Genomic DNA, 24887 nt, shown 5'->3' with positions numbered 1-24887 from the left:
CGGGGCGGCTCCGCCCCGGCTCCCAGGGCCTCCCCCTCGCCGCCCTCGCCGCCCGCACCGCCCTCGCCGCCGTCGAGACCCCCGTCCCCTACGCCGACGCCCTCCCCCGCGGTGCCGCCGGGCGCGATCCCGCCCGTGCTCGCGGCGGGCACATTTTGGCCCCTCAGCTCCAGCCCGTGTCCCCGCCCCTGCCCGCGATCCGGTCCCCGCCAGGCACCCTGTCCCCGCCCGGCACCCAGTTGCCGTGCAGGCCCAGGGGCACCCGCACCGGCAGGTGGATGCGGGCCAGGGGCTCGCCGGTGAAGTCCTGGGCGGCGAGGACCACCAGGTCCGCCGCTCCCCGCTCCGGGTCGTGGACGTACGCCATCAGGTACCCGTCGTCCTCCGCCGTCGGCGACTCGGCGGCGACGAACACCGCCTCGCCCACCGCCCCGTCGCGCCCGAACTCGTGGGCCTCGACGGTCCCCCGGCTCAGGTCGTGCTTGAGCAGGGCGTTGCTGAAGCCCTCGTCCGGGCGGTCGTCCCCGGGGCCGGTCGGCGGCGCGTAGAGCTCGACGGCGGCCGCGTAGCCGTAGCGATAGGGGCGGCCGGTGTGCCGCGGGTTGAGGCGCGGGAACTCCTGCACCCGGTCGTCCAGCCGCTCCTCCCGGACCGTCCCCGCCGCCAGGTCGACCGTCCAGCGGTCGAGCGTGGGGCGGCTCGCGCCGATGTTCCGCAGGTCCATGCCCGGCGGGTGCCGCACGACGTCGACCACCAGCTCGTCCGCCGTCCGCTCGTACGCGTTGAGGGTGTGCCCGACCAAGTGCGGCGCGAGCTCGAACCACCGCACCGCGCCGCCCTCGCGCGGCATCACCCCGACCCGGGCGGCACGCCGACCGTCCCAGGTGAAGGGCACCCCGGTGGCCAGGTGCGCCGGGCTGAACACCACCTGGGTGTCGTACAGCAGCACGAACCGCTCGGTGAGCGCGAAGTCGTGCATGTACGGGTTCCCGGGCACCTCGATCAGCGTGCTGCGCCGGACGGTGCCGGCCGCGTCCATCACGATGTGCTGCACCTGCTCGGAGCCGTACAGGAAGGCCAGCGAGTGCAGTTCCCCGGTGTGCGGGTCGACGACCGAGTGGGCGTTGGCGCTGTACCCCTCCGGCGTGGCGCCCAGCCCGCACGGCCCCACCGTGTCCAGCTCGTAGGTGAGTTCGTACGGGCGGATGCCGCCTTCGAGCAGCGCGTAGGTGCGCCCGGCGAGGCCCGCGACCTGCACGTTGGGGGAGATGTCCATCCGCTCGTCGACGGGCGTGCCGCGCCGGGGCTCACCGAGCCGGTCGGCGACCGCGCCGGAGCGGACCCAGCGGTTGCGGTACCACTCGGCGCGCCCGTCCCGGATCCGCACGCCGTGCACCATGCCCGCGCCGAGGGTCCACAGGTGTGCGCCCGGGTCGTCGATGCCCAGCGGGTTGGGGCCGTTGCGCAGGTAGCGGCCGTCGAGGTGGGCGGGGATCCGGCCGGTGACGGGCAGGTCGTAGGCCGTGACCTCCTCGGTCACCGGGGCGAAGTTCCCGGAGACGTAGCGGCTGCGCCTCGTACTGCTGTTGCCGTTGCTGTTGCCGTTGCTCTTGTCGATCGTGCCGTTGCGGATCGGGTCGCCTGGGCTCATCGTCTCGGCCTCTCGTCAGGTGATGGGGTGTCCGGACTCGTTCACGAACCGGCGCCGAACGCCCGCCCCAGTGCGGCCATCAGCGCCTCGTAGCGCGCCCCGGCCTCGGCCGACGCGAAGTGGCCGGCGAGCTCCAGGCTCACCGCGCCGTGGGTGGCCGCCCAGAAGAGGTTGGAGACCTCCAGGGCGTCGCCGGGCCGGAAGACCCCGGCCGCCATGCAGGCCTCGACGGCGGCCACCGAGGCCCCGAACGCGCCGTCGGCCAGGGCCAACGCCTCGGCGCTGGGCCGGAATCCGGGCACCGGCTGCTCGAACATCACGCGGTAGTAGGCGGGTTCGGCGACCGCCCGCTCCCGGTAGGCGCGGCCGAGCTCGGTCAGGTACTCCAACGGGTCGCTCCCGCGCGGGACTTGCTCCTGCGCCCGGCGCAGTCGTGCGAAGCCCTCCCGGTACAGCGCGTCGAGCAGCCCCTCCTTCCCGCCGAACATCGTGTACAGCACCTTGGTCGAGGAGCCGATCTCGGCGGCGATCCGGCGCACGGTCAGCGCGGCGGGGCCTTCGGCGACGAGGAGGGAGATGGCGCGGTCGAGGATCACGGCGCGTACGGCATCCTGGCCGACCCGCTGCGCGTCCTGGTAGGGCGTGCTCATGGGCAACAACGTAACCGATGGGAAACAGTGTTACCAGCCTTTGCGGGCAAGGGATTTCACCACCCACCCGGCCGCCCCGACCGACCGCCCGACCACCCGCCCTCCCGACCACCCTGACTAGACTGGCGCGCTCCACAGCCGAGGGGAGTCAGCGATGAGTGGTGCCACCCGCTGCGACGAGGTCGCGGCCGAGGCGGGCCTGGGCGAACGGCGGCGGCTGTACCGGACGAGCCGCCGGATCGGCGACGGCGTGGGCAAGTGGGGCCTAGGACTGCCCGGCATCCTCGTCCTCGCCGCCTCCGGCTGGACCTGGTGGGGCGCCGTCCTCGCGGTCGCCGCCGTGGCAGCGGCCGCCGTGGCCTACCAGAAGGTCCCGCCGCGCTCCGGGCTGGTCGCCGTGGCGCGCTACCAGGGCGGCCTCGTCCTCCACCACGCCGGCGGCGACTTCCGCGCCCTCCCCTGGGACGCCATCGAGAGCTACGAGTACATACCCTCCCGGATGGAGTTCCGCGGCAACCTGAGCGTCGAGCACTTCGGCCGCGTCCTCATCCTGGCGCGCGGCCGCGAAACCCCCTTCGTGGTCTCGAAACTGGCGGGCCGCTACGAACCGGGGCTGGCCGAGGCCATCCGCGCGGGCCTGCTGCCGCGCTACACCGCGCCGCTGCACGAGCGGTTCGAGGAGAAGGGACACATCCTGTTCGGGACGGTGCTCGCCGTGCTGCCCGCGGGGCTCCTCCTCGACCCCGACGACGACCACCCCACGGCCCCGCTGCCGTGGAGCGACCTCCAGGACATCAGCGCCGAGGACACGCGCGAGCTGCGGATCACGGAGCGCACCGGACCGGGCCGGGGCGGACGGGTCGTCACCCGCGTGCTCACCGACGCGGACGTCGTCGCGGCGTTCGTCCGGGAGACCCGGGCGAAGCTCCTGGCGGAGCAGCGCCCGGAGTGACCGCCCCCTGTGACCGCTCCTTGTGACCGCCCCGCCCGACCGGGCCGCACGACCGGCCCTGACCGCACCCCCAGCCGCCGCCGGCCGACTCGACGACTGTCCGCCAGGGCGCGCCAACCCCGCGCTACGGCCGGACAGTTGACATGCGTCGGGCATCCGCCGGCGCACCGGCGACACCGGGTCCGCACGTCGTGCTGCGCCGACCGGGTCAACCTCGGCGCCGGACTGTACGCGCACGCCCGGTCGGCTCGTTCTGCTGTACATGCCTCCCCTGATCCCGACGCCACCACCGCTGCCCGTCCGCGGCACCGCGCGGACCACCGCACGGAGGTCCCCGTGGCCGTGATCGGCCGTGCGGCGGCCACCGTGGTCGCGCTGGGCATCCTGCTGATCCCGACGGCCGTCACGGCGGGCACCGACCTGCCGCCCGAGCCCGGTGCGGGCTGGTGGGAGGTGTCGGCCAACGCCGCCAACGTCCGGGTCGACCACTTCGGCGAGGAGACCGTCATCGGACTCGCCCGTTCGGGTGACCGGGTCGAGGTCGTGGACACCTGGGCCTCACCGCTCGGCGCCCGCTGGGCGAAGGTCATGGTGGAGCGCACCCGGGTCTCCGGCTGGGTCCTGTGGTCCCTGCTCGCGCACCGCGACCCCTCCTCGGAACCGTAGAATCCGCCTGTACACATCAGGAGGGAATTCGCGTGTTCCGAGCGCAGCGTCCGCGCACCGCAGAGCTGACCCCACGACGGGGCGAGGAGCCGGTCACCGGCGTCGCCCTGCTGCTGCCGGGCGGGTTCCTCCGCAGTCGGCGCGCACCGATGCGGGTCGCCGAGCTGGGCCTGCGGGACCTGGCCACCGAGCTCACCGACCGCGGCCGGCCGCACGGCCTCGCGGTGCACCTGCTGCGCTACCGCCACGGCGGCTGGAACGACGCGGACGCCGACACCGCCGTCGACACCCGCTGGGCGCTCGACGAGCTGGCCCGGCTCTACCCGGGCGCACCCGTCGTGCTGATCGGCAACTCGCTGGGCGGGCGCGCCGCCTTCTGGTGCGCCGGGCACCCGTCGGTGGTCGGCGTGGCCGGGATCGCGCCGTGGCTGCCCAGCGGCGACCCGGTCGACCAGCTGGCCGGGCGGCGGGTGCTGATCGTCCACGGCACCGGGGACCACAGCTCGGCCAGTGCCACCCAGTCCCTGGAGTACGCGCTGCGCGCCCGGCGGGTCGTCCCGGACCTCGCGCGGTACGAGGCCCCGGGCGCCAACCACCTGCTGCTCCGCGAGTCCCGCGACATCAGCGCGCTGGCCACCGCCTTCACCCTCGGCGTCCTGGGCGCCGAGCCCGCTCCGCTGGTGGCGGGGGCGGTCTGCACCCGGCTGCCGGCGCGGGTGTAGCCGGCGCTCCCCCAACCGCTGTCGCGTCCCGCGTCCCGTGCGGTCCGCGTCCACGCCCCGGGCCTCCCCTGCCGATCGGCAGGGGAGCCCTGGCCGCTTTCCCGCCGGATTCCTGCCGAACGGCACATGCGCGAAGGGGCTTCCGGCGATCACTCTTGGGGGCATCGCGACGGTGGCCACCCGGGCCGCCGCGGAAGGGAGTCCCCACCGTGTTCCGTGCCCGCGCTCTCCGCCTTCGCACCGGTCGTGTGCAACTGAATGACCGTCAGCCGCGTGTTCTCCAGGGCGGATCGCTCCGCCCCACAACCGCCCCACCCGCATCGGAGAGCACATGGCCGTCAGCAAACCCGCCACCCTCGCACGGGGCCTCGCCGCCCTGCTCCTCGCGGCGGCGTCCGCATCCACCGCACCCGCCTTCGCCGCCACGCCTGCTCCGGCCGCCCTCGGTCCGGCTGTCCTCGATCCGGCCGCCCTCGACGCCGCGATCGCCGCCCGGCCGGGCGACCCGGTGGCGGGCGCGGTCGCCCGGGTGACGGCCGACGGCCTGGTCTGGCGCGGCAGCGCCGACGATCCGGTGAGCGGGCGGCCGGTGGCGCCGGACGCGGCGTTCCGGATCGGCAGCATCAACAAGACCTTCGTCGCCGCGGTGCTGCTCCAACTCGCCGCCGAGCAGCGGATCTCCCTGGACGGCACCGTCCAGCAGTACCTGCCCGGCACGCTGCCCGCGAGCTTCACGCTGCCGATCACCGTCCGTCAACTCCTCGACCACACCAGCGGACTTCCGCAGGCCGTCGAGGGCCCGGAACTCGAGGGCACCGAGCTGGAGAAGCGCGACGGCCTGATCGCCAACCGCTTCGCGATCGAGACGCTCGACCTGGTCGTCCAACGGACGCTCCGGCCCCACCCGGAGCGCGGCCTGCCCGAGGCCGGCCCGGCCTTCGATCCGGGCATCGAGCAGGAATACAACAACTTCAACTACCGGGTGGCGGGCCGGATCATCGAGCAGGTGACGGGGCACACGATCAGGGAGGAGGTGACGGCCCGCATCCTGAAGCCGCTCGGCCTGCGGCACACCGAGGTGACGGAGGGCAGGCCCGCGATGCCCGAGCCCCACCTGGCCGGCTACGTCCCCGACAGCGCCGACACCCCGACGGACGTCTCCGAGCAGGGCGGCAACCCGGAGTCGATGGTGTCCACCCCGGCCGACCTGGACAGGTTCCTGCGCGCCCTGCTCGACGGCGAACTCCTGCCTCCGCAGCAGCTGCACGACCTGCTCACCCTGCCGCGCGACGCCTCCGGCCGGCTGGTGCCCGTACGCGGAGCGGGCGAGTGCCTGTTCGGTCCGGACAAGGGTCGGGCCTGCTACAGCGCCGGACTGATGGCCGTCCCGCTGCGGGACGGCACGGTGCTCTGGGGCAAGACCGGGCACGACCTCGGGTACTCCGACGGCTTCTTCACCACCCCAGACCTGCGCAGGCGGCTGGTCTACTCCGTCGGCGCCGGGAGCGGCACCCCGGCACCGGTGCTCCGCCTCGCCGCCACGACCTTCGGCCCCTTCGCCCCCTGAGCCCGACCGGACCGGACCGAACCGGACCGAACCGGACCGAACCGGCAAGCCACACCAGCGCCCTCCCCCCACCGTCGAAAGGAAGCAGATGATCAGCATCCCCGGCGGGCTCGCCCGCACCACCATCGACCGTGAGGGAGCCCCCGGCGCGGCCTGGATCGCCGAACTCCCCGGCCTCGCCGCCGAGCTGCTGGAACGCTGGGGCTGCGTGCCGGACGGCGCCGCCACCCACGGCGGGGTCGGCCTGATCCTCCCGGTCCGGCAGGCGGCCGAGCGCGTGGCCGTACTGAAGGTCTCGTTTCCCCACCCGGGCAACGTCCACGAGCCGGACGCCTTCGCGGTGTGGGCGGGCCGGGGCGCCGTCCGGCTCTACGAACGGGACGACGAGCGCTTCGCGATGCTGCTCGAACGGGCGAGCCCGACCACGCTCGCGGAGGCCCGGGACGGCGACGAGGTGCCGACGGTCGCCGGGCGGCTCAGCCGGCGGCTCGCCGTCCCGGCGCCCCCGGGCCTGCCCCGGCTGAGCGAGCAGGCCGCGGAATGGGAGGCCGACCTGCGCACCGACGCGGCCTCCCTCTCCCACCCCCTGCCGGCCCGCACGGTCGGCGCCGCCCTCGCCACCGTCCGCGAACTCGCCCGCACCCAGCCGGACGTGCTCGTCCACGGGGACCTCCACCCCCGCAACATCCTGCGGGCGGAGCGCGAACCCTGGCTGGCCGTGGACCCCAAGGGCTACGTGGGAGACCGCGCCTACGACGGCGGCACCCTGCTCAAGGTCCATGCCCTGACGCTGCTCGACGCGCAGGACCGGCAGCGCGCACTCCTCCGCGCGCTCGACGTCTTCGCCGAGGCCGCCGAGCTGGACCGCGAACGCCTCCGCCGCTGGACCCAACTCCACGCCGTCCAGGCCGCCTTCCACGGTCGGCGGCACGGCTTCCGGCGCGCCCGAGGAGGCCCCGGGCTCGACCGGCTCACCCGGTACGCGGACGAGCTCGCCGAAGTACTCACCCCCGCCTGACCGGCGCCCACCACCACCGGCGACCACCCGACGACCGCCTACGGGCACCCAAGGAGGCCCGCGACCACCGACCGTCACCGAGAAGCGCCCGGCCCAGGAATCACGTTGGCGGTCGGCGGCCCGCACTGCCTATGGTCGGGGGATGACCACTCGAACCTTCCGCATCATGGTGCGCGGCGTCTTCGACGGCCTCACCGCCGACCAGCGTGCCGAACTGCTCGCCGCCGCCCCCGAGCACGACGTGCTGCGCGCCGCCTTCACCCGCGAGGGCCACCTCAGCTACGACGTCTCCGCCCGGGCCGCCTTCACCTTCCGCTTCCTCGACGAGGGCGAGGCCGAGGAGGACATCCTGGAGGCCACCGAGCGGGCCGAGCAGTCGGCGCGGGACTGGCTCACCGAACGCGGCTACGGCTACAAGAACCTCCGCTCCCAGGCCGAGGACCTCTCCCAGGCCCCGCTCGGCAAGCGTCAGCGCCGCGCCGCCAACACCGCGCACTGACCCACCCCTCCCCTCCCCCTCCGCCACCTCCTTGACGGCTCGCCCTGGCGCTACACTTGAGCAGTCAAGGAGGTGGCAATGACAGAGCGTCCAGACCATCAGCGTTCAGACCAGCAGCAGCCGGACCAGGTGGACCGGGCCGCGACCGCACCGGCCGCGACGAACCCGAGCCCCGATCCCCTGGACACCGCCCTGCGGCTGGTCCGCGCCCAGACGGCCGTGGTCAAGCGCTTCGACGCGGGCCTCAGCCGCCTGCACGGCGTCAGCCTGGCCGACTTCACCATGCTGCTCCACCTCTCCCAGGCCCCCGGCGGCCGGATGCGCCGGGTCGACCTCGCCGAGGCCCTCGGGCTCACCGCCTCCGGCGTGACCCGCGGCCTCGCACCGCTGGAGCGGATCGGCCTGGTCGCCCGAGAGGCCGCCGCCCGCGACGCCCGGGTCACCTACGCCGCCCTCACCCCGACCGGCCGCGAGCGGCTCGCCGAGATGCTGTACACCGCCCGCAAGGTCGCCGCCGAGCACTTCGCGGCGGAGCAGTGGAGCGCCGAGGACCTCGGCCGGCTGTCCACCCTGCTCACCCGCCTCGGCGGCACCGCCCCCGGCCGGCACCTCGGCTGATCCGCCCGCCTCACCGCCCCCGCGCACGCCCTTCCGCACCCCGCCACACCCTCCGCCCGAGCCCACGTCCTAGGCTGGCCCCACACCACGGGCACCTCCGTGCCATCTGGCACCACCCGCACCACCCGCACCACCCCACCCCCGCGAAGGGCCGCACCATGACCGACACCCCCGACACCGGGCCCGGCCCGGAGCGCGCCCTCGCGGACGCCCAACGCGCGCACTGGCAGCAGACCTACACCGCTAACCCGGGGATGTACGGCGAGCGGCCCTCCGCCCCCGCCGAGTACGCCGCCGGAGTGTTCGCCGCCGCCGGGGCCCGGGAGGTGCTGGAACTCGGCGCCGGTCACGGACGCGACGCGCTGCACTTCGCCCGGGCGGGTTTCCGCGTGCTGGCCGCCGACTTCAGCCCGACCGGCCTGGAGCAGCTGCGCGCCACCGCGGCGGACCAGGGCCTGGCCGACCGGCTCTCGGTCCTCGCCCACGACGTCCGCGACCCGCTGCCCCTCCCCGACGCCTCCGTCGACGCGGTCTTCGCCCACATGCTGCTCTGCATGGCGCTCTCCACCGGGGAGATCGAGGCGCTCGTCGCCGAGGTCCGCCGGGTCCTGCGCCCGGGCGGCACCCTCGTCCACACCGTCCGCCACACCGGCGACGCCCACTACGGCGCCGGCACCGGCCACGGGGACGACATCTGGGAGCACGGCGGCTTCGCCGTCCACTTCTTCCCCCGCGAACTGGTGGACAGGCTCGCCGAACGCTGGCACCTGACCGACGTCCACCCCTTCGAGGAGGGCGAACTGCCCCGCCGCCTCTGGCGCATCACCCAGGAGAAGCCCCGATGACCGCCCCCGACGCCACCGCAGGGACCCCCGAAACCGCCACCCCCGACGCCCCGAACGCCCCCGACCTCACCATCGACGGCACCGGCCTGCTCTGCGTCCAGCTCCTGCTCCGGCTGCGCGCCCGGATCGCGCACCTCCCCGCCGGCGCGGCGGTCCACATCCACACCACCGACCCCGCCGCCCCGCTCGACCTCCCCGCCTGGTGCCACCTGACCGGCCACGAGTACCTCGGCCAGGTCCCGTACGAGGCCACCGACCGCGAGGTCTACGCGCTGCGCCTCACCTCCGCCCCGGTCCAGACGCGCCCCGACCGCCCCTGGCACCCGGCCCCCGTCACCGACTGACCGGCTGACCGACCCGCCCCGCAGGGCGCACCCGGAGCGGGCCACGGCTGCCGCACGCTCCAGGAAGCCTGGCAACGGACCCGAGGACGGCTCGCGGCCGGAGCCCCCGCAGCGACCGGTGTGCCACCATGATGAGGTACGAACGATCCAGCGCCACAGGGAGGTTGACCGCCGTGGACCCGATCATCAGCTGCCGCTGGCAGGACCCGAGCGGCGAGTGGGCCCTGACCGTCGGCCACAACGGCGACGCCTGGGAACTGCTCGCCTCGGCCCCCTCCTCGTCGGAGTCGATCCCCTTCGCGAACCCGGACGAGGTCCGCCGGCTCGCCCAGGCCCTGCTGGACCTGCCCGCCGAACCCGAGCCGTACGAGTTCGAGTGGCAGCTCTCCCGCAGCGGGCCGGCCCCCGCCCCGGGCGGGCCGCAGCCCCACTTCGCGACCTTCGCCGTCGGCCTCGACCCCACCGACGACCACCGCCCGTACCTCGCCTACCAGTCCTACTACGACCTGGGCCGGGCGACCGGACTCGGCCTGGAGGTGATCTGCGAGGACCCGCCGGTCGACCACCTCCGCGCCCAGGCCCACGCCTTCCTCACCACCTTCTCCGGCCCCACCCGCCGGTAGCCGTACAGACCCACCACCCCACGGCCCCACCGCCCCACCACCTCGCCACCTCGCCACCTCGCCGCCCCACCGCCGAGCAGCCCCGACTCACGCCACCGCGCGCACCGCCCAGTCCACCTCGGCCGCCCAACTCTCCGGCGCGGCCCAACCGTTGACCACCGCCAGCAGCTCCAGGTACCGCTCCCGCCGCGGATCGGCCATCGCCCCCAGCCGCTCCGCCAACCGGTCGCGCACCGCCCCGGCTTCCCCCGGCACCGCCCCCGCGCAGCACCGCCCGTACCGCTCCACCAGCACCGCGACGACCGCCGCCGCCTCCGCCGACCCGGGCTCCACCCCGGCCGCGACCGCCGGCCCGGCCAACTCCCGCACCGCCACCGCCAGTCCGGGCCTCGGCAGCCCCGTGCCGGCCGCCTCCGCGGCCTCCGCCTCGGCGAGCCCGCGCAGCAGCGCCCGGAACCCGGCGTCCCCCGCCAGCTGCGCCAACTCCACCCAGGCCTCGACCTGTTCGACCGACGGTTCCCCCGGCAGCTCCGGCGTCAACGAGCGCGCCACCGCGGCGAACCGCCCGCCGCCCCCGGCCCCGCCGGCCCCGACCCCGCCGTCTTCGATCCCGCCGAACACCCCTGTCAGGAACTCCCCGATCAGGCGTCCCCGTTCATCCTCCGTGAGCCGGGCCAACCGGTGCACGAGCGTCAACTCCTCAGGTGTGGAACCGAGCCTGGCCACCGCCCCGAGCACCGCCCGCCGCAGCCGCAGCACCCGGATCTGGAGGTCGATCGCCTCCGCCTGCGCGGCGGCGACGTCGGCCGGCGTCAGTTCACGCTCCACCACCCGTCGGATCGCGGGCAGTCCGAGCCCGAGTTCCCGCAGGGTAAGGACCAGTTCGAGGCGCGCGACGGCCTCGGGGCCGTACCGCCGGTGGCCGGCCGGGTTGCGGTCGGCCGGCGACACGATCCCCTGGTCCGAGTAGAAGCGGACGGTCTTGACCGTCAGCCCCGTGCGCCGGGCCAGCTCACCGATCGTCCAGAGCGCGTCGCCGTTCATGGCCACCACCCTGCTACCTCCCCCTACGGGAGATGCAAGCCGCCCACGGCCGCGGCCGCCCCCGCCTCACCCACGGGGCCCGCGCCGACGCCCCTCCTCCCGCCCGGAGCGCCGCGGTGTCCGCCAGGCGGCGAACAGGATGCCCGCCGCGCCGATGACCGCCTGGAGCGCCCCCGTACCGGCCAGCAGGCAGATCAGGGTGCACACCGCCAGGATCGACATCAGGGCGATCAGATCGAGCGCGCGGCCGTCCGTCCCGGCACCACCGTCACCCCGCGAACCGGCAGGCTCCCCCGTCGAACGTCGAATCTCCGATGACACTGCCGCCTCCCACCGCCGGGGAGGGCAGCGCCGAGGATCCGACTCCACACAACGAAACAGCCGCATCGCGCCGCATGTCTTGTGGGGTTGCTTCCCCGGCTTCCGCCGCTCGACGCGACGAAGCCTGCCCCCCAAAGATCATGCAGCCGAGCGGCTACACAGCAGCCATGGAAGCCGACATCCGACGCCGCGTCAACCCCGCCCGGACAGGCGGCGGTTCACCTGCCGGAGCCGACCGGCCGGCCTCCCCGCCGAGGCGACGACCCCGGCCGAAGCGACGACCCCGGCCGGGGAAGCGACCCCGACCGGGGAGGCGGCATCGGTACCCCGCCGTCAGGCGGTACGCCGCAGCAGCGCCAGGTACATCGCGTCCGTCCCGTGCAGGTGCGGCCACAGCTGCACGTCCGGGCCGTCGCCGAGCGCCGGGACGCCGGGCAGCAGCGGGCGCGCGTCGATCCACTCGACCCGGCCGCCCTCGGCCCGCAGCACGTCGTCCACGACCGCCCGGGTCTCCGCGAGGTGCGGCGAGCAGGTCGCGTAGCCGACCACGCCGCCGACCCGGGTGGCCTCGATGGCCGAACGCAGCAGGTCCCGCTGGAGCGGGCCGAAGGCGGCGATGTCCGCCGGCCGGCGCCGCCAGCGCGCCTCCGGGCGGCGGCGCAGCGCGCCGAGGCCGGAGCACGGCACGTCGACCAGCACCCGGTCGAAGCCTTCGGACCGCCAGGCCGGGCGCGTCCCGTCGGCCGCGATCACGGTGTACGGGCCGGGGTTGCCCGCCAGCGCCCGTGCCACCAGCCGGGCCCGGTGCGGCTGCTTCTCGCTCGCGACCAGCGCCGCGCCCCGCTCGGCGGCCAGCGCGCCGAGCAGCGCGGCCTTGCCGCCGGGGCCCGCGCAGCCGTCCAGCCAGAGCCGGTCCGGCCCGTCCAGCGGCGCCGCGGCCAGTGCCAGCGCGACCAGCTGGCTGCCCTCGTCCTGCACGCCCGCCCGGTTCTCCTGCACCGCCGCGACCGCGCCCGGGTCGCCGCCCTCGGCGAGCCGCAGGGCGAACGGGGACCAGCGGCCCGGTTCGGCCTCGGGGAGCGCGTCGGCCAGCTCGTCGACGGTGGCCCGGCCGGGGCGGGCGACCAGGGTGACCTCGGGCCGCTCGTTGTCGGCCCGCAGCAGGTCCTCCATCGCGGCGCGCCCGGAGGCGTCCGGCTGCCAGCGGCCGAGCGAGTCCCAGAGCGCGGAGACCACCCAGCGCGGGTGCGAGTGCACGACCGCCAGGTGGTCCTCGGCGTCCTTGTCGTACGGCGGAGCGACCTTCTCGATCCAGGCGTCCAGGTCGTGGGCGCTGATCCGGCGCAGCACGGCGTTGACGAACTTGGCCTTGCCGTCGCCGAGCACCACCCGGGCCAGCTCGACGGTCGCCGAGACGGCCGCGTGGCTGGGGATGCGGGTGGTGAGCAGCTGGTGGGCACCGAGCGAGAGCACGTCCAGCACCGGCGGGTCGACCTTGCCGAGCGGCCGGTCGATGCAGGCGGCGATGACCGCGTCGTAGGTGCCCTGCAGGCGCAGGGTGCCGTAGACCAGCTCGGTGGCGAGGGCGGCGTCGCGCCGGTCCATGCCCTTCTGCTCGGCCTCGCGGAGCAGCGAGGGCAGGATCAGGTTGGCGTACGCGTCGCGCTCGTCGACGGCACGCAGCGCGCGGAACGCGACGATCCGGGCCGGGTCCTTCTTCGGGCGGCGGTGCGGGCGGGGGGCGCGCTTGGCGCTGGGGGTGGTCACAGGTGCCTCAAGGTGCTGCGGTGGTTATCAACGAACGGTGGTTAGCAACGAACTCGGACGACAACGCAATCGGACGACAACGAAGTCGAACGAACACGGACGATCTCAAACGAACAGTAGCGCCAAACCGGAGCGTCAGCCCCCGAAGCGCTCCCCCGCCTCCAGGCGCGCGCCCCGGGCCCAGTCGGCGGCCCGCATCTCCTTCTTCCCCTGCGGACGCACCTCCCCGAGCTCGATGTCGTGGCTGCCGGTCCCGACCCGGACGCTGTTCTTGCCCGCCATCGCGACCTCTCCCGGCGCCAGCTCGGTGGAGTCCGGCAGCAGCCTGACCGGCCCGGTGACCTTCAGCCGCTCACCCCGGAACTCCGTCCAGGCCCCCGGCGCCGGCGCGCAGCCGCGCACCACCCGGTCGATCCGCAGCGCGGGGTGGCTCCAGTCGATCCGCGCGTCCTCGACGCTGATCTTCGGCGCGAGCGTGACGCCCTCGGCCGGCTGCGGCACGGCGTGCAGGGAGCCGTCCTCGATGCCGTCCATGGTGGCCGCGAGCAGCCGCGCACCGGAGAGGGAGAGCCGGGTGAGCAGCTCGCCGCTGGTGTCGGTCGGGCGGATCTCCTCGGTGATCACGCCATAGACCGGGCCGGAGTCCAGGCCCTGCTCGATCAGGAAGGTGGACGCGCCGGTGACCTCGTCGCCGGCCAGCACCGCGTGCTGGACCGGGGCCGCGCCGCGCCAGGCGGGCAGCAGCGAGAAGTGCAGGTTGACCCAGCCGTGCTTGGGGATCTCCAGGGTGCCGGGGCGCAGCAGCGCGCCGTAGGCGACCACCGGGCAGCAGTCGGGGGCGAGTTCGGTGAGCCGGGCGACGAAGTCCGGGTCGCTGGGCTTCGCCGGCTTGAGGACCTCGATCCCGGCCTCCTCGGCGCGCTGGGCGACGGGGCTGGCGACCAGCTTGCGCCCGCGCCCGGCCGGGGCGTCGGGGCGGGTGACCACGGCGACGACCTCGTGCCGGTCCGAGGCGAGCAGGGCGTCCAGGGCGGGAACGGCGACCTCGGGGGTGCCGGCGAAGACGAGACGCATCAAGTGCCTTTCTGCAAACGGAAGTTCAAGAAACCAACGAAGACCGACAACGACCGGGGAAGACCACCGGGGCCACCAGGACCGCCGGCAGCGACGGAACCGAAGGAACCGGCCGAACTCAGCGGGCGGACCCGAAGGTGCTGTGCGGCGAGACCTTGACCACCGGGGCCGGCCCGGCGCCCCAGTCCGCCTCCCGGATCGCCTTCAGCGCGGCCTTGCGCTGCTCGCGGTCCAGTCGGTCGATGAAGATGATGCCGTCCAGGTGGTCGGTCTCGTGCTGGATGCACCGGGCGAGCAACTGCGTGCCCTCCACCATCACCGGATCGCCGTACATGTTGAAGCCCTTGGCCACCACGCCGTACGCGCGCGTGGTGTCGTAGCGCAGGCCCGGCAGCGACAGGCAGCCCTCGGGGCCGTCCTGCTCCTCCTCGCTCAGCGACAGGTCCGGGTTGATCAGGTGCCCGGTGACGCCGTCCACGTGGTACGTGAACACCCGCAGCGAGACGCCGAGTTGCGGCGCGGCGAGGCCGGCGCCGGGGGCGTCCAGCATGGTGTCGGTGAGGTCGCCGACCAGCTTGCGCAGTTCCTTGTCGAAGGTGGTCACCGGCTGGGCGGTGGACCGCAGGACGGGGTCTCCGAAGAGACGGATCGGCTGGATCGCCACGGGGTACGGGCTCCTGTCCGTAGGGGCGCGGGCTGCGGTCGGCGGCTGGTTCACCCGCCAGTCTATGCAACCCGCGCGGCCGCCCGCCGAGGGCTTCCCCGGAGCCCGGACCGGCACCGGACCGGCACCGCCTCAGGGCCCGGACCGGCGCCGGATCAGCACCGGATCGCCGCCCGGCACGCCCCGACTGTGCCGAGCCGCGTTACCCCGGCCCCCGCTTCGGCGTTGGTCAAGAGAGATTGACCGGGGCCGGGCGCAACGGGACACCGCGTCCCGGCCGAGCTGAACCGTACGGAAGGTGGCACGTAGGCCATGGCCGAGCAGATCAACCACGACGCCCGGGCGCGGGCGAGCCTGCACCTGCTGGTGCGGGACATCGAGCGGGTGAGGCGGCAGGTCGACGCGCTGCGGACGCTCACCGCTCAACTGGGCAACGTCTACCGTCCGCGCCGACCGAGCACCTCGGCCGGCTTCGTGGTGTACGGGCGGGCGCCGGCGCCGACCGTGCGCCTGGCACAGGAGCTGCGGGAGAGCGTGGAGACCCTGGTGGCGGCGGCGGTCGAGTTCGACCGGGCGCTGGGGTTCTCCTGGGACTCGGTGGGCTCCGCCCTCGGGGTCACCAAGCAGGCGGTGCACCGGCGCTACGGGATGCGCCGGCCGACCAGCGAACTCCTCGCCGCGAGCGGCGCCGTCCCGGGCCAGGCCCGTCCGGACCGCTCCGAGGACCTGCCCACGGGCACCGAGCGCACCGGACTGGCCACGACCGTCCCGGCGGCCCGCCAGGGCGGCCTGGACGGTCGTGCCCTGGAGCGCGCCACGATCGACCGCACCGGCATCGACCGCACGCCGATGGACCGCACCACGATCGACCGCACGCCCATCGACCGAACCAGCATCGACCGCGCCGGCATCGACCGGGGCGCGCTGGACCGGGGCCCGCTGGACCGCCCCGGCATCGACCGCAGCACGATCGACCGCACCCCCGTCGACCGCACCACGACCGACCGCAGCACCCCCGTCGACCGCCCCCAGGCGGACCGACCCGGCATCCCGCTGCGCGGCTGACCGAGCCACGCACCCGGGCCGTCCGGGGCGGGGTGGCCCACTCACCCCGCCCCGCCGGGCCGCCGGTCCCCAAGCCCCCGGACGCGACGCACCCACCCGCGAGCCCCCGAAGCCCCCGACCCCCGCCCCTCAGCCGATGTCCGTCTCAGCCGATGTCCGTCGGATCCACCCGCACCCGCACCGGCTCCGCCGTCCGCAGCGCGATCCGCGCGATCTGCGCCGCCTTGAGCGCCGCCGCCAGCGCGGCCCCCTGACCGGGCGGCACCCGCAGCAGCGCCCGCTCCTGCTCCTCCCCCCGCAGCGCCGGCGAGGGCACCGGCCCGAGCACGTCCGCCTCCTCCGGCAGCCGGATCAGGTTCAGCAGGTCCGCGACCGCCGAGGGGCTGCCGCTCACCGAGGCCATCCGGGACACCGGCGGGAAGTGCAGCTGCGCCCGTTCGTCCCGCTCCAGCCCGGCGTGCCCCAAAGGGTCCCACCGGACCAGTGCCTGCACCGGGCGGGCCGAGGGCTCGGCGACCACGACCACCGTCCCGCCCTCCGTCGAGGGCCGCGCCAGCGCGGCCGCCGTGAGCCAGAGCCGCAGCGTCTCCTCCCCCGCCCGCAGGTCCGGCCGGCCGAGCAGCGCCCAGCCGTCCAGCAGCAGCACGGCCCCGTACCCGCCGCCGCCCTCGACCACCGGCTCCGCGCCGGGCGTGGAGATCACCAGGGAGGGTTCGTCCGGCACGGTGGCCAGCACCGCATCCCGGCCCGAGGTCCGCACCGGGATGCGCGGGAACGCCTTGCCCAGCTCCTCCGCCGTCCGCCGGGCCCCGACCACCTGGGCCCGCAGCCGGAAGGACCCGCACTCGGGGCAGTGCCAGTCGTTCTCCGGCTCCCCGCACCAGGCGCAGCACAGCGTGGCGTCCGCCGAGGGCGCCTCCAGCGGCCCCTCGCAGCGCCGGCAGCGGGCGGGGGTCCGGCAGCGCCCGCAGGCCAGCCGGGGCACGTAGCCGCGCCGGGGCACCTGGATGAGCACCGGGTGCCCGGCGGCCAGCGACTCCCGGGCGGCCTCCCAGGCCACCGAGGGCAGCCGGGCGGCCTGGGCGGCGGCGTCCCGGTGCTGGTCCTGGTCGGTGACGGTCCGCACCCGGGGCGCGGCCTGCCGCACCGTCTCGCGGTCCGCGACCAGCGGGCGCGCCCAGCCGGTGCTGACCAGCTGCGCGCCCTCGACCGTCACCGCGTGCCCGCCGAGCAGCACCGCGGCGCCCTCGTCGGCGGCCCGCAGCAGCGCCACCTCGCGCACGTGCGGGTGCGGGGCGCGCGGGTCGCTGTGGCTGCCGTCGCCGTCCGACCAGACGACGACCAGCCCGAGGTCCCGGACCGGCGCGAACATGGTGGCCCTGGTCCCGATCACGGCGCGCACCGAGCCCCGGCTCACCGCGAGCCAGCGCTTGTAGCGCTCGCGCGGGCCGAGGTCGGCCTCCAGCGCCACGTGCGCCCCGGGGCCGAGCAGTTCGGTCAGCGCCTGGTCGACCCGGGCCACCGAGCGCCCCTCCGGGAGCACGACCAGCGCCCCGCGCCCGCCGGCCAGGGTCGCGGCCACGGCGCGCGCGATCTCGTACGGCCAGCCGGGCCCGGGCAGCGCCGCCCAGACCGCGCGCGGCGAGCCGCCGGCGGTGAGCGAGGCGAGGAAGTCGGGCCCGGCGGGGTAGCGCTGCCAGCCGCCGGGGGCCGGGGCGGCCGGGCGCGGCAGCGGCGGGGGCGAGGGTTCGGCCTCGGCCTTGGCGTGCCGGGGCGGGACGGCCAGCTGGAGCACGTCGGCCAGCGTCCCGGCGTACCGGTCGGCGACGGTCCGGCACAGCCGCAGCAGCTGCGGGGTGAGCACCGGCTCGGGCGAGAGCACCTGGGCCAGCGGGGCGAGCGGGCCGGCGAAGTCGCTCTTCTCCAGCCGGGCGACGATGAACCCGTCGTGCAGTTCCCCGCCCTCGCGCTGGCCCTTCACCACCCGCGCCCCGAACCGCACCCGCACCCGCACCCCGGGCTGGGCCTCCTCGGCCATGGCGGCCGGCACCGCGTAGTCGAAGAACTTGTCGATGGTGAGCACGCCCTTGTCCACCACGACCCGGGCCACCGGCAGGTGCTCGGCCCGCTTGGCCCCGTGCCAGGTGCGCGGCTTGGCCCGCTTGACCGTCTCCCGGATGAACGCCAGCTGCTCCGGCTCGGCGGCCCCGTTCTCCCCTGTGCTGCTCATCGCCACCAAGTACTACCAGGTCACACCGACAATGCACGAAGCGGCGCCCACCCCCGAACGGGGACGGGCGCCGCTTCCGGGCGCTACGGGCCGAGCGTCAGAACGCTACGGGCCGGCGCTCGGGCACCGGGCTCAGGACGTCAGTCCTGGACGGCGGCCTTCAGCTGCTCCACGCGGTCGGTGCGCTCCCAGGTGAAGTCCGGCAGCTCACGGCCGAAGTGGCCGTACGCGGCGGTCTGGGAGTAGATCGGGCGCAGCAGGTCCAGGTCGCGGATGATCGCGGCCGGGCGGAGGTCGAAGACCTCGGAGACGGCCTTCTGGATCGCGAGGACCGGCACCGACTCGGTGCCGAAGGTCTCCACGAACAGGCCGACCGGCTCGGCCTTGCCGATCGCGTACGCGACCTGCACCTCGGCGCGGCGGGCGAGGCCGGCGGCGACGATGTTCTTCGCCACCCAGCGCATCGCGTACGCGGCCGAGCGGTCCACCTTGGACGGGTCCTTGCCGGAGAAGGCGCCGCCACCGTGGCGGGCCATGCCGCCGTAGGTGTCGATGATGATCTTGCGGCCGGTGAGGCCGGCGTCGCCCATCGGGCCGCCGATCTCGAAGCGGCCGGTCGGGTTGACCAGCAGGCGGTAGCCCTCGGTGGTCAGCTTGATGCCCTGCTCGGCCAGCGCCTTCAGCTCCGGCTCGACGACGAACTCGCGGATGTCCGGGGTGAGCAGCGACTCCAGGTCGATGTCACTGGCGTGCTGGGTGGAGACGACCACGGTGTCGAGGCGGACGGCCTTGTCGCCGTCGTACTCGATGGTGACCTGGGTCTTGCCGTCGGGGCGCAGGTAGGGGATGGTCCCGTTCTTGCGCACCTCGGTCAGGCGGCGGGAGAGGCGGTGCGCCAGGGTGATCGGCAGCGGCATGAGCTCGGGCGTCTCGTCGGACGCGTAGCCGAACATCAGGCCCTGGTCACCGGCGCCCTGCTTGTCCAGGTCGTCCTCGTCGCCCTCGACACGGGCCTCGTACGCGGTGTCGACGCCCTGCGCGATGTCGGGCGACTGGGCACCGATGGACACCGACACGCCGCAGGAGGCGCCGTCGAAGCCCTTCTTGGAGCTGTCGTAGCCGATCTCCAGGATCTTGTCCCGGACGAGCTGGGCGATCGGCGCGTACGCCTTGGTGGTCACCTCGCCGGCCACGTGCACCTGGCCGGTGGTGATGAGCGTCTCCACGGCGACCCGGGACGTCGGGTCCTCCCGCAGGAGAGCGTCAAGGATGGTGTCGCTGATCTGGTCAGCGATCTTGTCGGGGTGTCCCTCGGTCACGGACTCCGAGGTGAACAGGCGGCGAGACACAGCGCTCCCTGGGGTTGCAGCGGCTGCTGACTGAAGTTCCCCGGCTCGTACCGGGGAACTCCGGAAAGACTTGATTCCTGGAGTCTAACGGTCTGGTTCCGCCGAACGTCACCCGCTTCAGGATTTCTCGACCGCCGCGCGAGCGAATCCGATCAGTTGCCGCCTGTTTCCAGCCGCTTTGCGACCAGGTCCCAGACCACGTCCGCGAGCGCCTCCTTCGGGCCCACCGGAACGGCCGTCTCGCTGCCGTCCGAGCCCAGCACCACGGCCTCGTTGACGTCCGTGCCGAAGGCCTTGCCGTTGCCCACCTCGTTCACGACCAGCAGGTCACAGCCCTTGCGCGCGAGCTTGGCGCGGCCGTTGGCGAGCACGTCGTCCGTCTCCGCCGCGAAACCCACCACCAGTTGGCCCGAACGGGCCCGGTGGGCCGAGAGCTCGGCCAGGATGTCCGGATTGCGGACCAGCGCGACCGCGGCCGGTTCGACCCCCTCGACCTTCTTGATCTTGCCGGTGGCGTACTCGGCGGGCCGGAAGTCCGCCACCGCCGCGGCCATCACCACGGCATCCGCGTCCTTGACCGCCTCCAGCGCCGCCTCGCGCAGCTCCAGCGCGGTCGAGACGTGCACCACGTCCACCCCGGCCGGGTCCGGCAGCTCGGCGTTGGCCGAGAGCAGCGTCACCCGGGCCCCGCGCGCCGCGGCCGTCACGGCGAGCGCGTAGCCCTGCTTGCCGGAGGAGCGGTTGCCGAGGTAGCGCACCGGGTCCAGCGGCTCCCGGGTGCCGCCGGCCGAGACCACCACGTGCCGGCCGGCCAGGTCGGTCGGCACCGGCCCGCCGCGGCGCAGCACGGCCTTGCACGCCTCGAAGATCGCGGAGGGCTCGGGCAGCCGGCCCTTGCCGGTGTCCTTGCCGGTCAGCCGCCCGACGGCCGGCTCCAGCACGATCACGCCCCGGCGGCGCAGCGTGGCGACGTTGTCCCGGGTGGCCGGGTGCTCCCACATCTCGGTGTGCATGGCGGGCGCCAGCACCACCGGGCAGCGGGCGGTGAGCAGGGTGTTGGTCAGCAGGTCGTCGGCGAGGCCGTGGGCGGCCTTGGCGATCAGGTCGGCGGTGGCCGGGGCGACCACGACCAGGTCGGCCTGCTGCCCGATCCGCACGTGCGGCACCTCGTGCACGCGCTCCCAGGTCTCGGTGGCGGCCGGGCGGCCGGACAGCGCGGCCCAGGTCGCCTCGCCGACGAAGTGCAGCGCGGCCGCGGTCGGCACCACGGTGACCTGGTGGCCGGACTCGGTGAAGCGGCGCAGCAGCTCGCACGCCTTGTACGCGGCGATCCCGCCGCTCACGCCGAGGACCACGCGGGGGGCGTCCGCACTCAGAGTCATCTACCGGCCTTTCTCCGCATCGGGCTCCGCATCGGGAACGCGCCCACCCTACGGCCCCCCGGCCCCGCCCCGCACAGCGCCCCGGCCCGACCCCGTACGGCGCTCCGCACCGCGCTCCGGCGCCGGGAACGCCGGAGGGCCCGGCGGAAACGATTCCGCCGGGCCCTCCCGGAAATTCAGCGACCGCCTCAGGCAGCCTCGACCGCCTCGGCGGTCAGCATGCCCGCGTTGATCTCGCGCAGCGCGATCGACAGCGGCTTCTCGTGCACGTGGGTGTCGACCAGCGGGCCGACGTACTCCAGCAGGCCCTCGCCGAGCTGGGAGTAGTAAGCGTTGATCTGGCGCGCGCGCTTGGCGGCGTAGATCACGAGGCTGTACTTGGAGTCGGTGGCCTCGAGCAGCTCGTCGATCGGCGGGTTGATGATGCCCTCGGGCGCGGTCATGGAAGAGGACACGCTAAAACCTTCCGAAAGGGTGGAAAAGACAGACAGGTCAGGCTACACCGAGCAAGGCTAGCAGTTCGGCCGCGACCTGCTCGACCGAGGTGTTGACAAGGGTCGTGTCGAACTCGGGCTCGGCCGCGAGCTCGATCTTGGCCGCCGCCAACCGCTTCTCGATCACGTCCTGCGACTCGGTGCCCCGGCCGGTCAGCCGGCGGACCAGCTCGTCCCAGCTCGGCGGGGCCAGGAAGACCAGCTGCGCCTCGGGCATCGACTCGCGCACCTGCCGGGCGCCCTGGAGGTCGATCTCCAGCAGCACCGGCTCGCCGCGCTCCAGCTTCTCCTGCACGGCCGCACGCGGGGTCCCGTAACGGTTCCCGGCGAACTCGGCCCACTCCAGCAGCTCGCCGTTGGCGACCAGCTTGTCGAACTCGTCGTTGTCGACGAAGTGGTACTGGACCCCGTTCTTCTCGCCGGGCCTCGGGTGCCGGGTCGTCGCCGACACCGAGAGCCAGACCTCGGGGTGCATCTTCCTCATATGAGCGACGACCGTGCTCTTGCCGACCCCCGAAGGGCCGGAGAGCACGGTCAGCCGCGGACGCTCACTCATGCACCGATTATCCCGGATCGCGGGGGATCCTGGGACCACGGGGGCACGGTCAGGCGGCGCCACCGCCGAACTCCCGCTCCAGGGAAGCGATCTGGTTCGTACCGAGGCCGCGGACACGCCGGCTCTCACTGATGCCGAGGCGCTCCATGATCTGCTTGGCGCGGACCTTGCCGACGCCGGGAAGGGACTCGAGCAGAGCCGAGACCTTCATCTTGCCGATCACGTCGTTGTCGGCCTTGCCGGCCTTGATCACCTCGTGCAGGGAGGCGCCGGAGTGCTTGAGCCGGTTCTTGACCTCGGCGCGCTCCCGGCGAGCCTCGGCGGCCTTGGCGAGCGCGGCGGTGCGCTGTTCAGGGGTAAGGGGCGGAAGGGCCACGCCGTTCACCTCAGGGTGTGGATGGATGGATTGAGCTAGGACTGGTTTCGGTACCGAGGACACCGTCCGCAAGGGGAACCACAAGGCCCTGACCTGCGGGAGCCACGGAAATCGCGGCTCGCCGATGACCTATCGCCGGACACTACCCGGATTGCGGCGCCACGTCAGGAAAAGAACACGAAAAGTCCTGGTCAGCCAAGGCCGACCAGGACTTTCCAGGGCAAAATGACCGCGATTGCGAGACTTTGGCGGGGCCGATGTGACGGCGCTCACGTCAACTCGGCGGCCACCGCGCGGTCCTGCGGACACTCCGCAGGGTCACCACCCCGCTACCTGAAGGACGGGTTCCGCTACCAGGACCCGTCTTGCCGATCACTCCCGATCCGGGCTGACCGGCAGGACGGGCCCTACACGGCCTCCGCGAACTCCCCGACGAAGCGCTCCGCCGCCGCGCGCAGCGCCGGCACCGAGGGGCCGTTCTTGAGCACGTCGCGGCTGACGCTCGGCACCACGTTCATCACCGAGGCGCCGAAGACCCGCGGCAGGTCCGCCATGGTCGCGCCCTGGGCGCCGATCCCGGGGGCCAGCAGCGGGCCGTTGATGGCCAGGTCCACGCCCGCGTCGGCCAGCGTCGCGCCGACCACCGCGCCGAAGGAGCCGAGCGGCGCGGCGCCCGCGTTCTCGGCCGCCAGCTGCCGCAGCACCGAGGCCGCGACCGGCTCGCCGTCCGCGCCCACCGCGCGCTGCACCTCGGCGCCCTCGGGGTTGGAGGTGAGCGCCAGCGCGAACACGCCGCAGCCCTGCTCCCGGGCCAGGTCCAGGGCCGGGCGCAGCGAGCCGAAGCCCAGGTACGGGCTGACCGTCACCGCGTCCGAGAACAGCGGGCTGCCCGGCGACAGGAAGGCCTCGGCGTACGCGGCCATGGTGGAGCCGATGTCGCCGCGCTTGGCGTCCATCAGGACCAGCGCGCCGGCCGCCCGGGCCTCCTCGACGGTGCGCTCCAGCACCGCGACGCCCTTGCTGCCGAAGCGCTCGAAGAAGGCGGCCTGCGGCTTCAGCACGGCCACCCGGTCGGCCAGCGCCTCGACCACGGTGCGGCTGAAGGACTCCAGCCCGGCGAGGTCGTCGCCGAGCCCCCAGGCGGCGAGCAGGGAGGCGTGCGGGTCGATGCCGACGCAGAGCTGGCCGCGGGTGTCGAGGGCCTGGCGCAGCCGGGCGCCGAACGGGGCGAGGGTCATGTCGTCCTTTCCAGGACCGGTGGGTCCAGAACCGATGGGGGTGTTCACGAGCCGCGGACGGCGCTGCCGACGGCGTCGGCCAGGCTGCGGAAGCCGCCCGCGCGGACCTTGGCGGACAGGCCCTTGTGGATCCGCCGGCACCAGAACGGGCCCTCGTAGATGAAGGCGCTGTAGCCCTGGACCAGGTCGGCGCCGTGGACGATCCGCTGCCAGGCGTCCTCGGCGGTCTCGATGCCGCCGACCGAGACGAGGGTCAGCCGGCCCCCGGTGCGGGCGCGCAGCCGCTGGAGGACCTCCAGGGCGCGGGCCTTGAGCGGGGCGCCGGACAGGCCGCCCATGCCGATCTCCTCGACCCGCGCGGCGTCGGCGCGCAGGCCCTCGCGGCCGATCGTGGTGTTGGTGGCGATGATGCCGTCCAGGCCCAGCTCCAGGGCGAGGTCGGCGACCGCGTCGACGTCCTCGTCGGCCAGGTCGGGGGCGATCTTGACCAGCAGCGGCACGTGGTGCGCGGTGGTGCGGTCGGCGGCCTCGCGGACGGCGGAGAGCAGCGGCCGCAGGTGGTCCACGGCCTGGAGGTTGCGCAGCCCGGGGGTGTTCGGCGAGCTGACGTTGACCACCAGGTAGTCGGCGTACTGGGCGAGCCGCTCGGTGGACTTCACGTAGTCGGCGACCGCGTCGGCCTCCTCGACCACCTTGGTCTTGCCGATGTTGACGCCGAGCACCGGGGTGGAGCTGGTGTGCGGGCGGGCGGCCAGCCGGGCGGCGACCCGGGCCGAGCCCTGGTTGTTGAAGCCCATCCGGTTGATCAGCGCGCGGTCCTCGACCAGGCGGAACAGCCGGGGCGCCGGGTTGCCGGGCTGGGCCTCGCCGGTGACGGTGCCGATCTCGACGTAGTCGAAGCCGAGCATCGACAGGCCGTCGATGCCGACGCCGTTCTTGTCGAAGCCGGCCGCCAGGCCGAACGGGCCGGGCAGGTCGAGGCCGAGGGCGCGGGTGCGCAGGGCCCGGTCGCGCGGGGCGAGCACCAGCCGCACCAGGGTGCGCAGGCCGGGCACCGAGGAGGCGAGGCGGATCCAGAAGAAGGCGAGGTGGTGGGCCTTCTCGGGGTCCATCCTCTTGAAGAGCAGGTCGAACAGAAGCTTGTACAAGGGTGGTTCAACTCCCGGAGCGGA

At 74.4% G+C, this 24887-nt stretch carries 25 protein-coding genes and 1 pseudogene; 11 read left to right on the top strand and 15 right to left on the bottom strand.

Annotation, left to right across the window (positions count from 1 at the left end):
- Positions 1-163 precede the first annotated feature (163 nt).
- Complete coding sequence (locus tag ACFVU7_RS12955) at positions 164-1651, bottom strand: carotenoid oxygenase family protein (protein ID WP_388045042.1); 1488 nt, start codon at positions 1649-1651, stop codon at positions 164-166.
- Positions 1652-1692: 41 nt separating this feature from the next.
- Complete coding sequence (locus tag ACFVU7_RS12950) at positions 1693-2301, bottom strand: TetR/AcrR family transcriptional regulator (protein WP_074002408.1); 609 nt, start codon at positions 2299-2301, stop codon at positions 1693-1695.
- A gap of 154 nt (positions 2302-2455) precedes the next feature.
- On the opposite strand from ACFVU7_RS12950, the gene ACFVU7_RS12945 reads away from it, so the two are divergent.
- The 10 genes from ACFVU7_RS12945 to ACFVU7_RS12900 all read left to right on the top strand — a co-directional run bounded on the left by ACFVU7_RS12945 (position 2456) and on the right by ACFVU7_RS12900 (position 10155).
- The gene (locus ACFVU7_RS12945; RefSeq protein ID WP_388045041.1) at positions 2456-3253 is read left to right on the top strand and encodes a hypothetical protein; all 798 of its coding nucleotides are present in this window, start codon (positions 2456-2458) and stop codon (positions 3251-3253) included.
- A 336-nt stretch (positions 3254-3589) separates the two neighbouring features.
- Positions 3590-3919, top strand: coding sequence for a hypothetical protein (locus ACFVU7_RS12940; RefSeq protein ID WP_388045040.1), 330 nt, complete (start codon positions 3590-3592; stop codon positions 3917-3919).
- Positions 3920-3951: 32 nt separating this feature from the next.
- Positions 3952-4641 (top strand): alpha/beta hydrolase, encoded by a 690-nt coding sequence (locus ACFVU7_RS12935; protein WP_388045039.1) that lies wholly within the window; start codon positions 3952-3954, stop codon positions 4639-4641.
- Positions 4642-4972: 331 nt separating this feature from the next.
- Positions 4973-6208, top strand: coding sequence for a serine hydrolase domain-containing protein (locus ACFVU7_RS12930; RefSeq protein ID WP_388045038.1), 1236 nt, complete (start codon positions 4973-4975; stop codon positions 6206-6208).
- Between the two features lie 88 nt (positions 6209-6296).
- Positions 6297-7226 carry an aminoglycoside phosphotransferase family protein gene (locus ACFVU7_RS12925; RefSeq protein ID WP_388045037.1) on the top strand — a complete coding sequence of 310 codons (930 nt, stop codon included), beginning with the start codon at positions 6297-6299 and terminating at the stop codon, positions 7224-7226.
- Positions 7227-7368: 142 nt separating this feature from the next.
- The gene (locus ACFVU7_RS12920) at positions 7369-7725 is read left to right on the top strand and encodes a DUF6204 family protein (protein WP_049654238.1); all 357 of its coding nucleotides are present in this window, start codon (positions 7369-7371) and stop codon (positions 7723-7725) included.
- Between the two features lie 78 nt (positions 7726-7803).
- Complete coding sequence (locus ACFVU7_RS12915) at positions 7804-8343, top strand: MarR family winged helix-turn-helix transcriptional regulator (protein WP_380737445.1); 540 nt, start codon at positions 7804-7806, stop codon at positions 8341-8343.
- A gap of 158 nt (positions 8344-8501) precedes the next feature.
- Positions 8502-9188, top strand: coding sequence for a class I SAM-dependent methyltransferase (locus ACFVU7_RS12910; protein WP_388045035.1), 687 nt, complete (start codon positions 8502-8504; stop codon positions 9186-9188).
- A complete protein-coding gene (locus tag ACFVU7_RS12905; RefSeq protein ID WP_074002401.1) occupies positions 9185-9532 on the top strand; it encodes a sulfurtransferase TusA family protein in 348 nt (115 codons plus the stop codon). Before ACFVU7_RS12910 ends, ACFVU7_RS12905 begins: the two co-directional genes overlap by 4 nt.
- A 173-nt stretch (positions 9533-9705) precedes the next feature.
- A complete protein-coding gene (locus tag ACFVU7_RS12900; protein ID WP_049654244.1) occupies positions 9706-10155 on the top strand; it encodes a hypothetical protein in 450 nt (149 codons plus the stop codon).
- 87 nt (positions 10156-10242) lie between these two features.
- Here ACFVU7_RS12900 and ACFVU7_RS12895 read toward each other — a convergent pair whose 3' ends face one another.
- The 5 genes from ACFVU7_RS12895 to def all read right to left on the bottom strand — a co-directional run bounded on the left by ACFVU7_RS12895 (position 10243) and on the right by def (position 15025).
- On the bottom strand, positions 10243-11199 hold the full coding sequence (locus tag ACFVU7_RS12895) for a MerR family transcriptional regulator (protein ID WP_388045230.1): 957 nt from the start codon (positions 11197-11199) through the stop codon (positions 10243-10245).
- A 66-nt stretch (positions 11200-11265) separates the two neighbouring features.
- The gene (locus ACFVU7_RS12890) at positions 11266-11421 is read right to left on the bottom strand and encodes a hypothetical protein (RefSeq protein WP_158077698.1); all 156 of its coding nucleotides are present in this window, start codon (positions 11419-11421) and stop codon (positions 11266-11268) included.
- A gap of 432 nt (positions 11422-11853) precedes the next feature.
- Positions 11854-13287 (bottom strand): RsmB/NOP family class I SAM-dependent RNA methyltransferase, encoded by a 1434-nt coding sequence (locus ACFVU7_RS12885; protein ID WP_380737437.1) that lies wholly within the window; start codon positions 13285-13287, stop codon positions 11854-11856.
- A gap of 135 nt (positions 13288-13422) precedes the next feature.
- Positions 13423-14361, bottom strand: coding sequence for a methionyl-tRNA formyltransferase (gene fmt / locus ACFVU7_RS12880; RefSeq protein WP_074002397.1), 939 nt, complete (start codon positions 14359-14361; stop codon positions 13423-13425).
- 118 nt (positions 14362-14479) lie between these two features.
- Entirely contained in the window at positions 14480-15025 is a 546-nt protein-coding gene (gene def, locus ACFVU7_RS12875) for a peptide deformylase (protein WP_388045034.1), read from the bottom strand.
- Between the two features lie 312 nt (positions 15026-15337).
- On the opposite strand from def, the pseudogene ACFVU7_RS12870 reads away from it, so the two are divergent.
- Positions 15338-15683: pseudogene (locus ACFVU7_RS12870) on the top strand (hypothetical protein); the annotation flags it as partial.
- 552 nt (positions 15684-16235) lie between these two features.
- On the opposite strand, the gene ACFVU7_RS12865 reads toward ACFVU7_RS12870, so the two are convergent.
- The 8 genes from ACFVU7_RS12865 to ACFVU7_RS12830 form a co-directional block, all read right to left on the bottom strand.
- The gene (locus ACFVU7_RS12865; RefSeq protein ID WP_117487140.1) at positions 16236-18320 is read right to left on the bottom strand and encodes a primosomal protein N'; all 2085 of its coding nucleotides are present in this window, start codon (positions 18318-18320) and stop codon (positions 16236-16238) included.
- A gap of 140 nt (positions 18321-18460) precedes the next feature.
- Positions 18461-19669 carry a methionine adenosyltransferase gene (gene metK, locus ACFVU7_RS12860; protein WP_074002394.1) on the bottom strand — a complete coding sequence of 403 codons (1209 nt, stop codon included), beginning with the start codon at positions 19667-19669 and terminating at the stop codon, positions 18461-18463.
- A gap of 152 nt (positions 19670-19821) precedes the next feature.
- Positions 19822-21051, bottom strand: coding sequence for a bifunctional phosphopantothenoylcysteine decarboxylase/phosphopantothenate--cysteine ligase CoaBC (gene coaBC / locus ACFVU7_RS12855; RefSeq protein WP_049651365.1), 1230 nt, complete (start codon positions 21049-21051; stop codon positions 19822-19824).
- Between the two features lie 188 nt (positions 21052-21239).
- Positions 21240-21506, bottom strand: a complete 267-nt coding sequence (gene rpoZ / locus ACFVU7_RS12850; protein ID WP_030056185.1) for a DNA-directed RNA polymerase subunit omega — start codon at positions 21504-21506, stop codon at positions 21240-21242.
- A 37-nt stretch (positions 21507-21543) separates the two neighbouring features.
- Positions 21544-22101 carry a guanylate kinase gene (gene gmk / locus ACFVU7_RS12845; RefSeq protein ID WP_049651364.1) on the bottom strand — a complete coding sequence of 186 codons (558 nt, stop codon included), beginning with the start codon at positions 22099-22101 and terminating at the stop codon, positions 21544-21546.
- Between the two features lie 49 nt (positions 22102-22150).
- Positions 22151-22477, bottom strand: a complete 327-nt coding sequence (mihF, locus tag ACFVU7_RS12840) for an integration host factor, actinobacterial type (RefSeq protein WP_030056187.1) — start codon at positions 22475-22477, stop codon at positions 22151-22153.
- 407 nt (positions 22478-22884) lie between these two features.
- Positions 22885-23715, bottom strand: coding sequence for an orotidine-5'-phosphate decarboxylase (gene pyrF, locus ACFVU7_RS12835; protein WP_388045033.1), 831 nt, complete (start codon positions 23713-23715; stop codon positions 22885-22887).
- 44 nt (positions 23716-23759) lie between these two features.
- A complete protein-coding gene (locus ACFVU7_RS12830) occupies positions 23760-24863 on the bottom strand; it encodes a quinone-dependent dihydroorotate dehydrogenase (protein ID WP_117487142.1) in 1104 nt (367 codons plus the stop codon).
- Positions 24864-24887 lie beyond the last annotated feature (24 nt).

It is taken from the genome of Kitasatospora sp. NPDC058046, assembly GCF_042885595.1.
In the GTDB taxonomy this organism is placed as follows: Bacteria; Actinomycetota; Actinomycetes; order Streptomycetales; family Streptomycetaceae; genus Kitasatospora.
The sequence above is the reverse complement of the archived record's forward strand: the minus strand, read 5'-3'. Positions and strand labels throughout refer to the sequence as shown.

Excerpts from the sequence above, each read along its gene's own strand:
- ACFVU7_RS12955 (WP_388045042.1), bottom strand. The coding sequence starts at position 1,651 with ATGAGCCCAGGCGACCCGATCCGCAACGGCACGATCGACAAGAGCAAC.
- ACFVU7_RS12950 (WP_074002408.1), bottom strand. The coding sequence starts at position 2,301 with ATGAGCACGCCCTACCAGGACGCGCAGCGGGTCGGCCAGGATGCCGTA.
- ACFVU7_RS12945 (WP_388045041.1), top strand. The coding sequence starts at position 2,456 with ATGAGTGGTGCCACCCGCTGCGACGAGGTCGCGGCCGAGGCGGGCCTG.
- ACFVU7_RS12930 (WP_388045038.1), top strand. The coding sequence starts at position 4,973 with ATGGCCGTCAGCAAACCCGCCACCCTCGCACGGGGCCTCGCCGCCCTG.
- ACFVU7_RS12925 (WP_388045037.1), top strand. The coding sequence starts at position 6,297 with ATGATCAGCATCCCCGGCGGGCTCGCCCGCACCACCATCGACCGTGAG.
- ACFVU7_RS12920 (WP_049654238.1), top strand. The coding sequence starts at position 7,369 with ATGACCACTCGAACCTTCCGCATCATGGTGCGCGGCGTCTTCGACGGC.
- ACFVU7_RS12915 (WP_380737445.1), top strand. The coding sequence starts at position 7,804 with ATGACAGAGCGTCCAGACCATCAGCGTTCAGACCAGCAGCAGCCGGAC.
- ACFVU7_RS12910 (WP_388045035.1), top strand. The coding sequence starts at position 8,502 with ATGACCGACACCCCCGACACCGGGCCCGGCCCGGAGCGCGCCCTCGCG.
- ACFVU7_RS12905 (WP_074002401.1), top strand. The coding sequence starts at position 9,185 with ATGACCGCCCCCGACGCCACCGCAGGGACCCCCGAAACCGCCACCCCC.
- ACFVU7_RS12895 (WP_388045230.1), bottom strand. The coding sequence starts at position 11,199 with ATGAACGGCGACGCGCTCTGGACGATCGGTGAGCTGGCCCGGCGCACG.
- ACFVU7_RS12890 (WP_158077698.1), bottom strand. The coding sequence starts at position 11,421 with ATGTCGATCCTGGCGGTGTGCACCCTGATCTGCCTGCTGGCCGGTACG.
- fmt (WP_074002397.1), bottom strand. The coding sequence starts at position 14,361 with ATGCGTCTCGTCTTCGCCGGCACCCCCGAGGTCGCCGTTCCCGCCCTG.
- ACFVU7_RS12865 (WP_117487140.1), bottom strand. The coding sequence starts at position 18,320 with ATGAGCAGCACAGGGGAGAACGGGGCCGCCGAGCCGGAGCAGCTGGCG.
- coaBC (WP_049651365.1), bottom strand. The coding sequence starts at position 21,051 with ATGACTCTGAGTGCGGACGCCCCCCGCGTGGTCCTCGGCGTGAGCGGC.
- gmk (WP_049651364.1), bottom strand. The coding sequence starts at position 22,101 with ATGAGTGAGCGTCCGCGGCTGACCGTGCTCTCCGGCCCTTCGGGGGTC.
- pyrF (WP_388045033.1), bottom strand. The coding sequence starts at position 23,715 with ATGACCCTCGCCCCGTTCGGCGCCCGGCTGCGCCAGGCCCTCGACACC.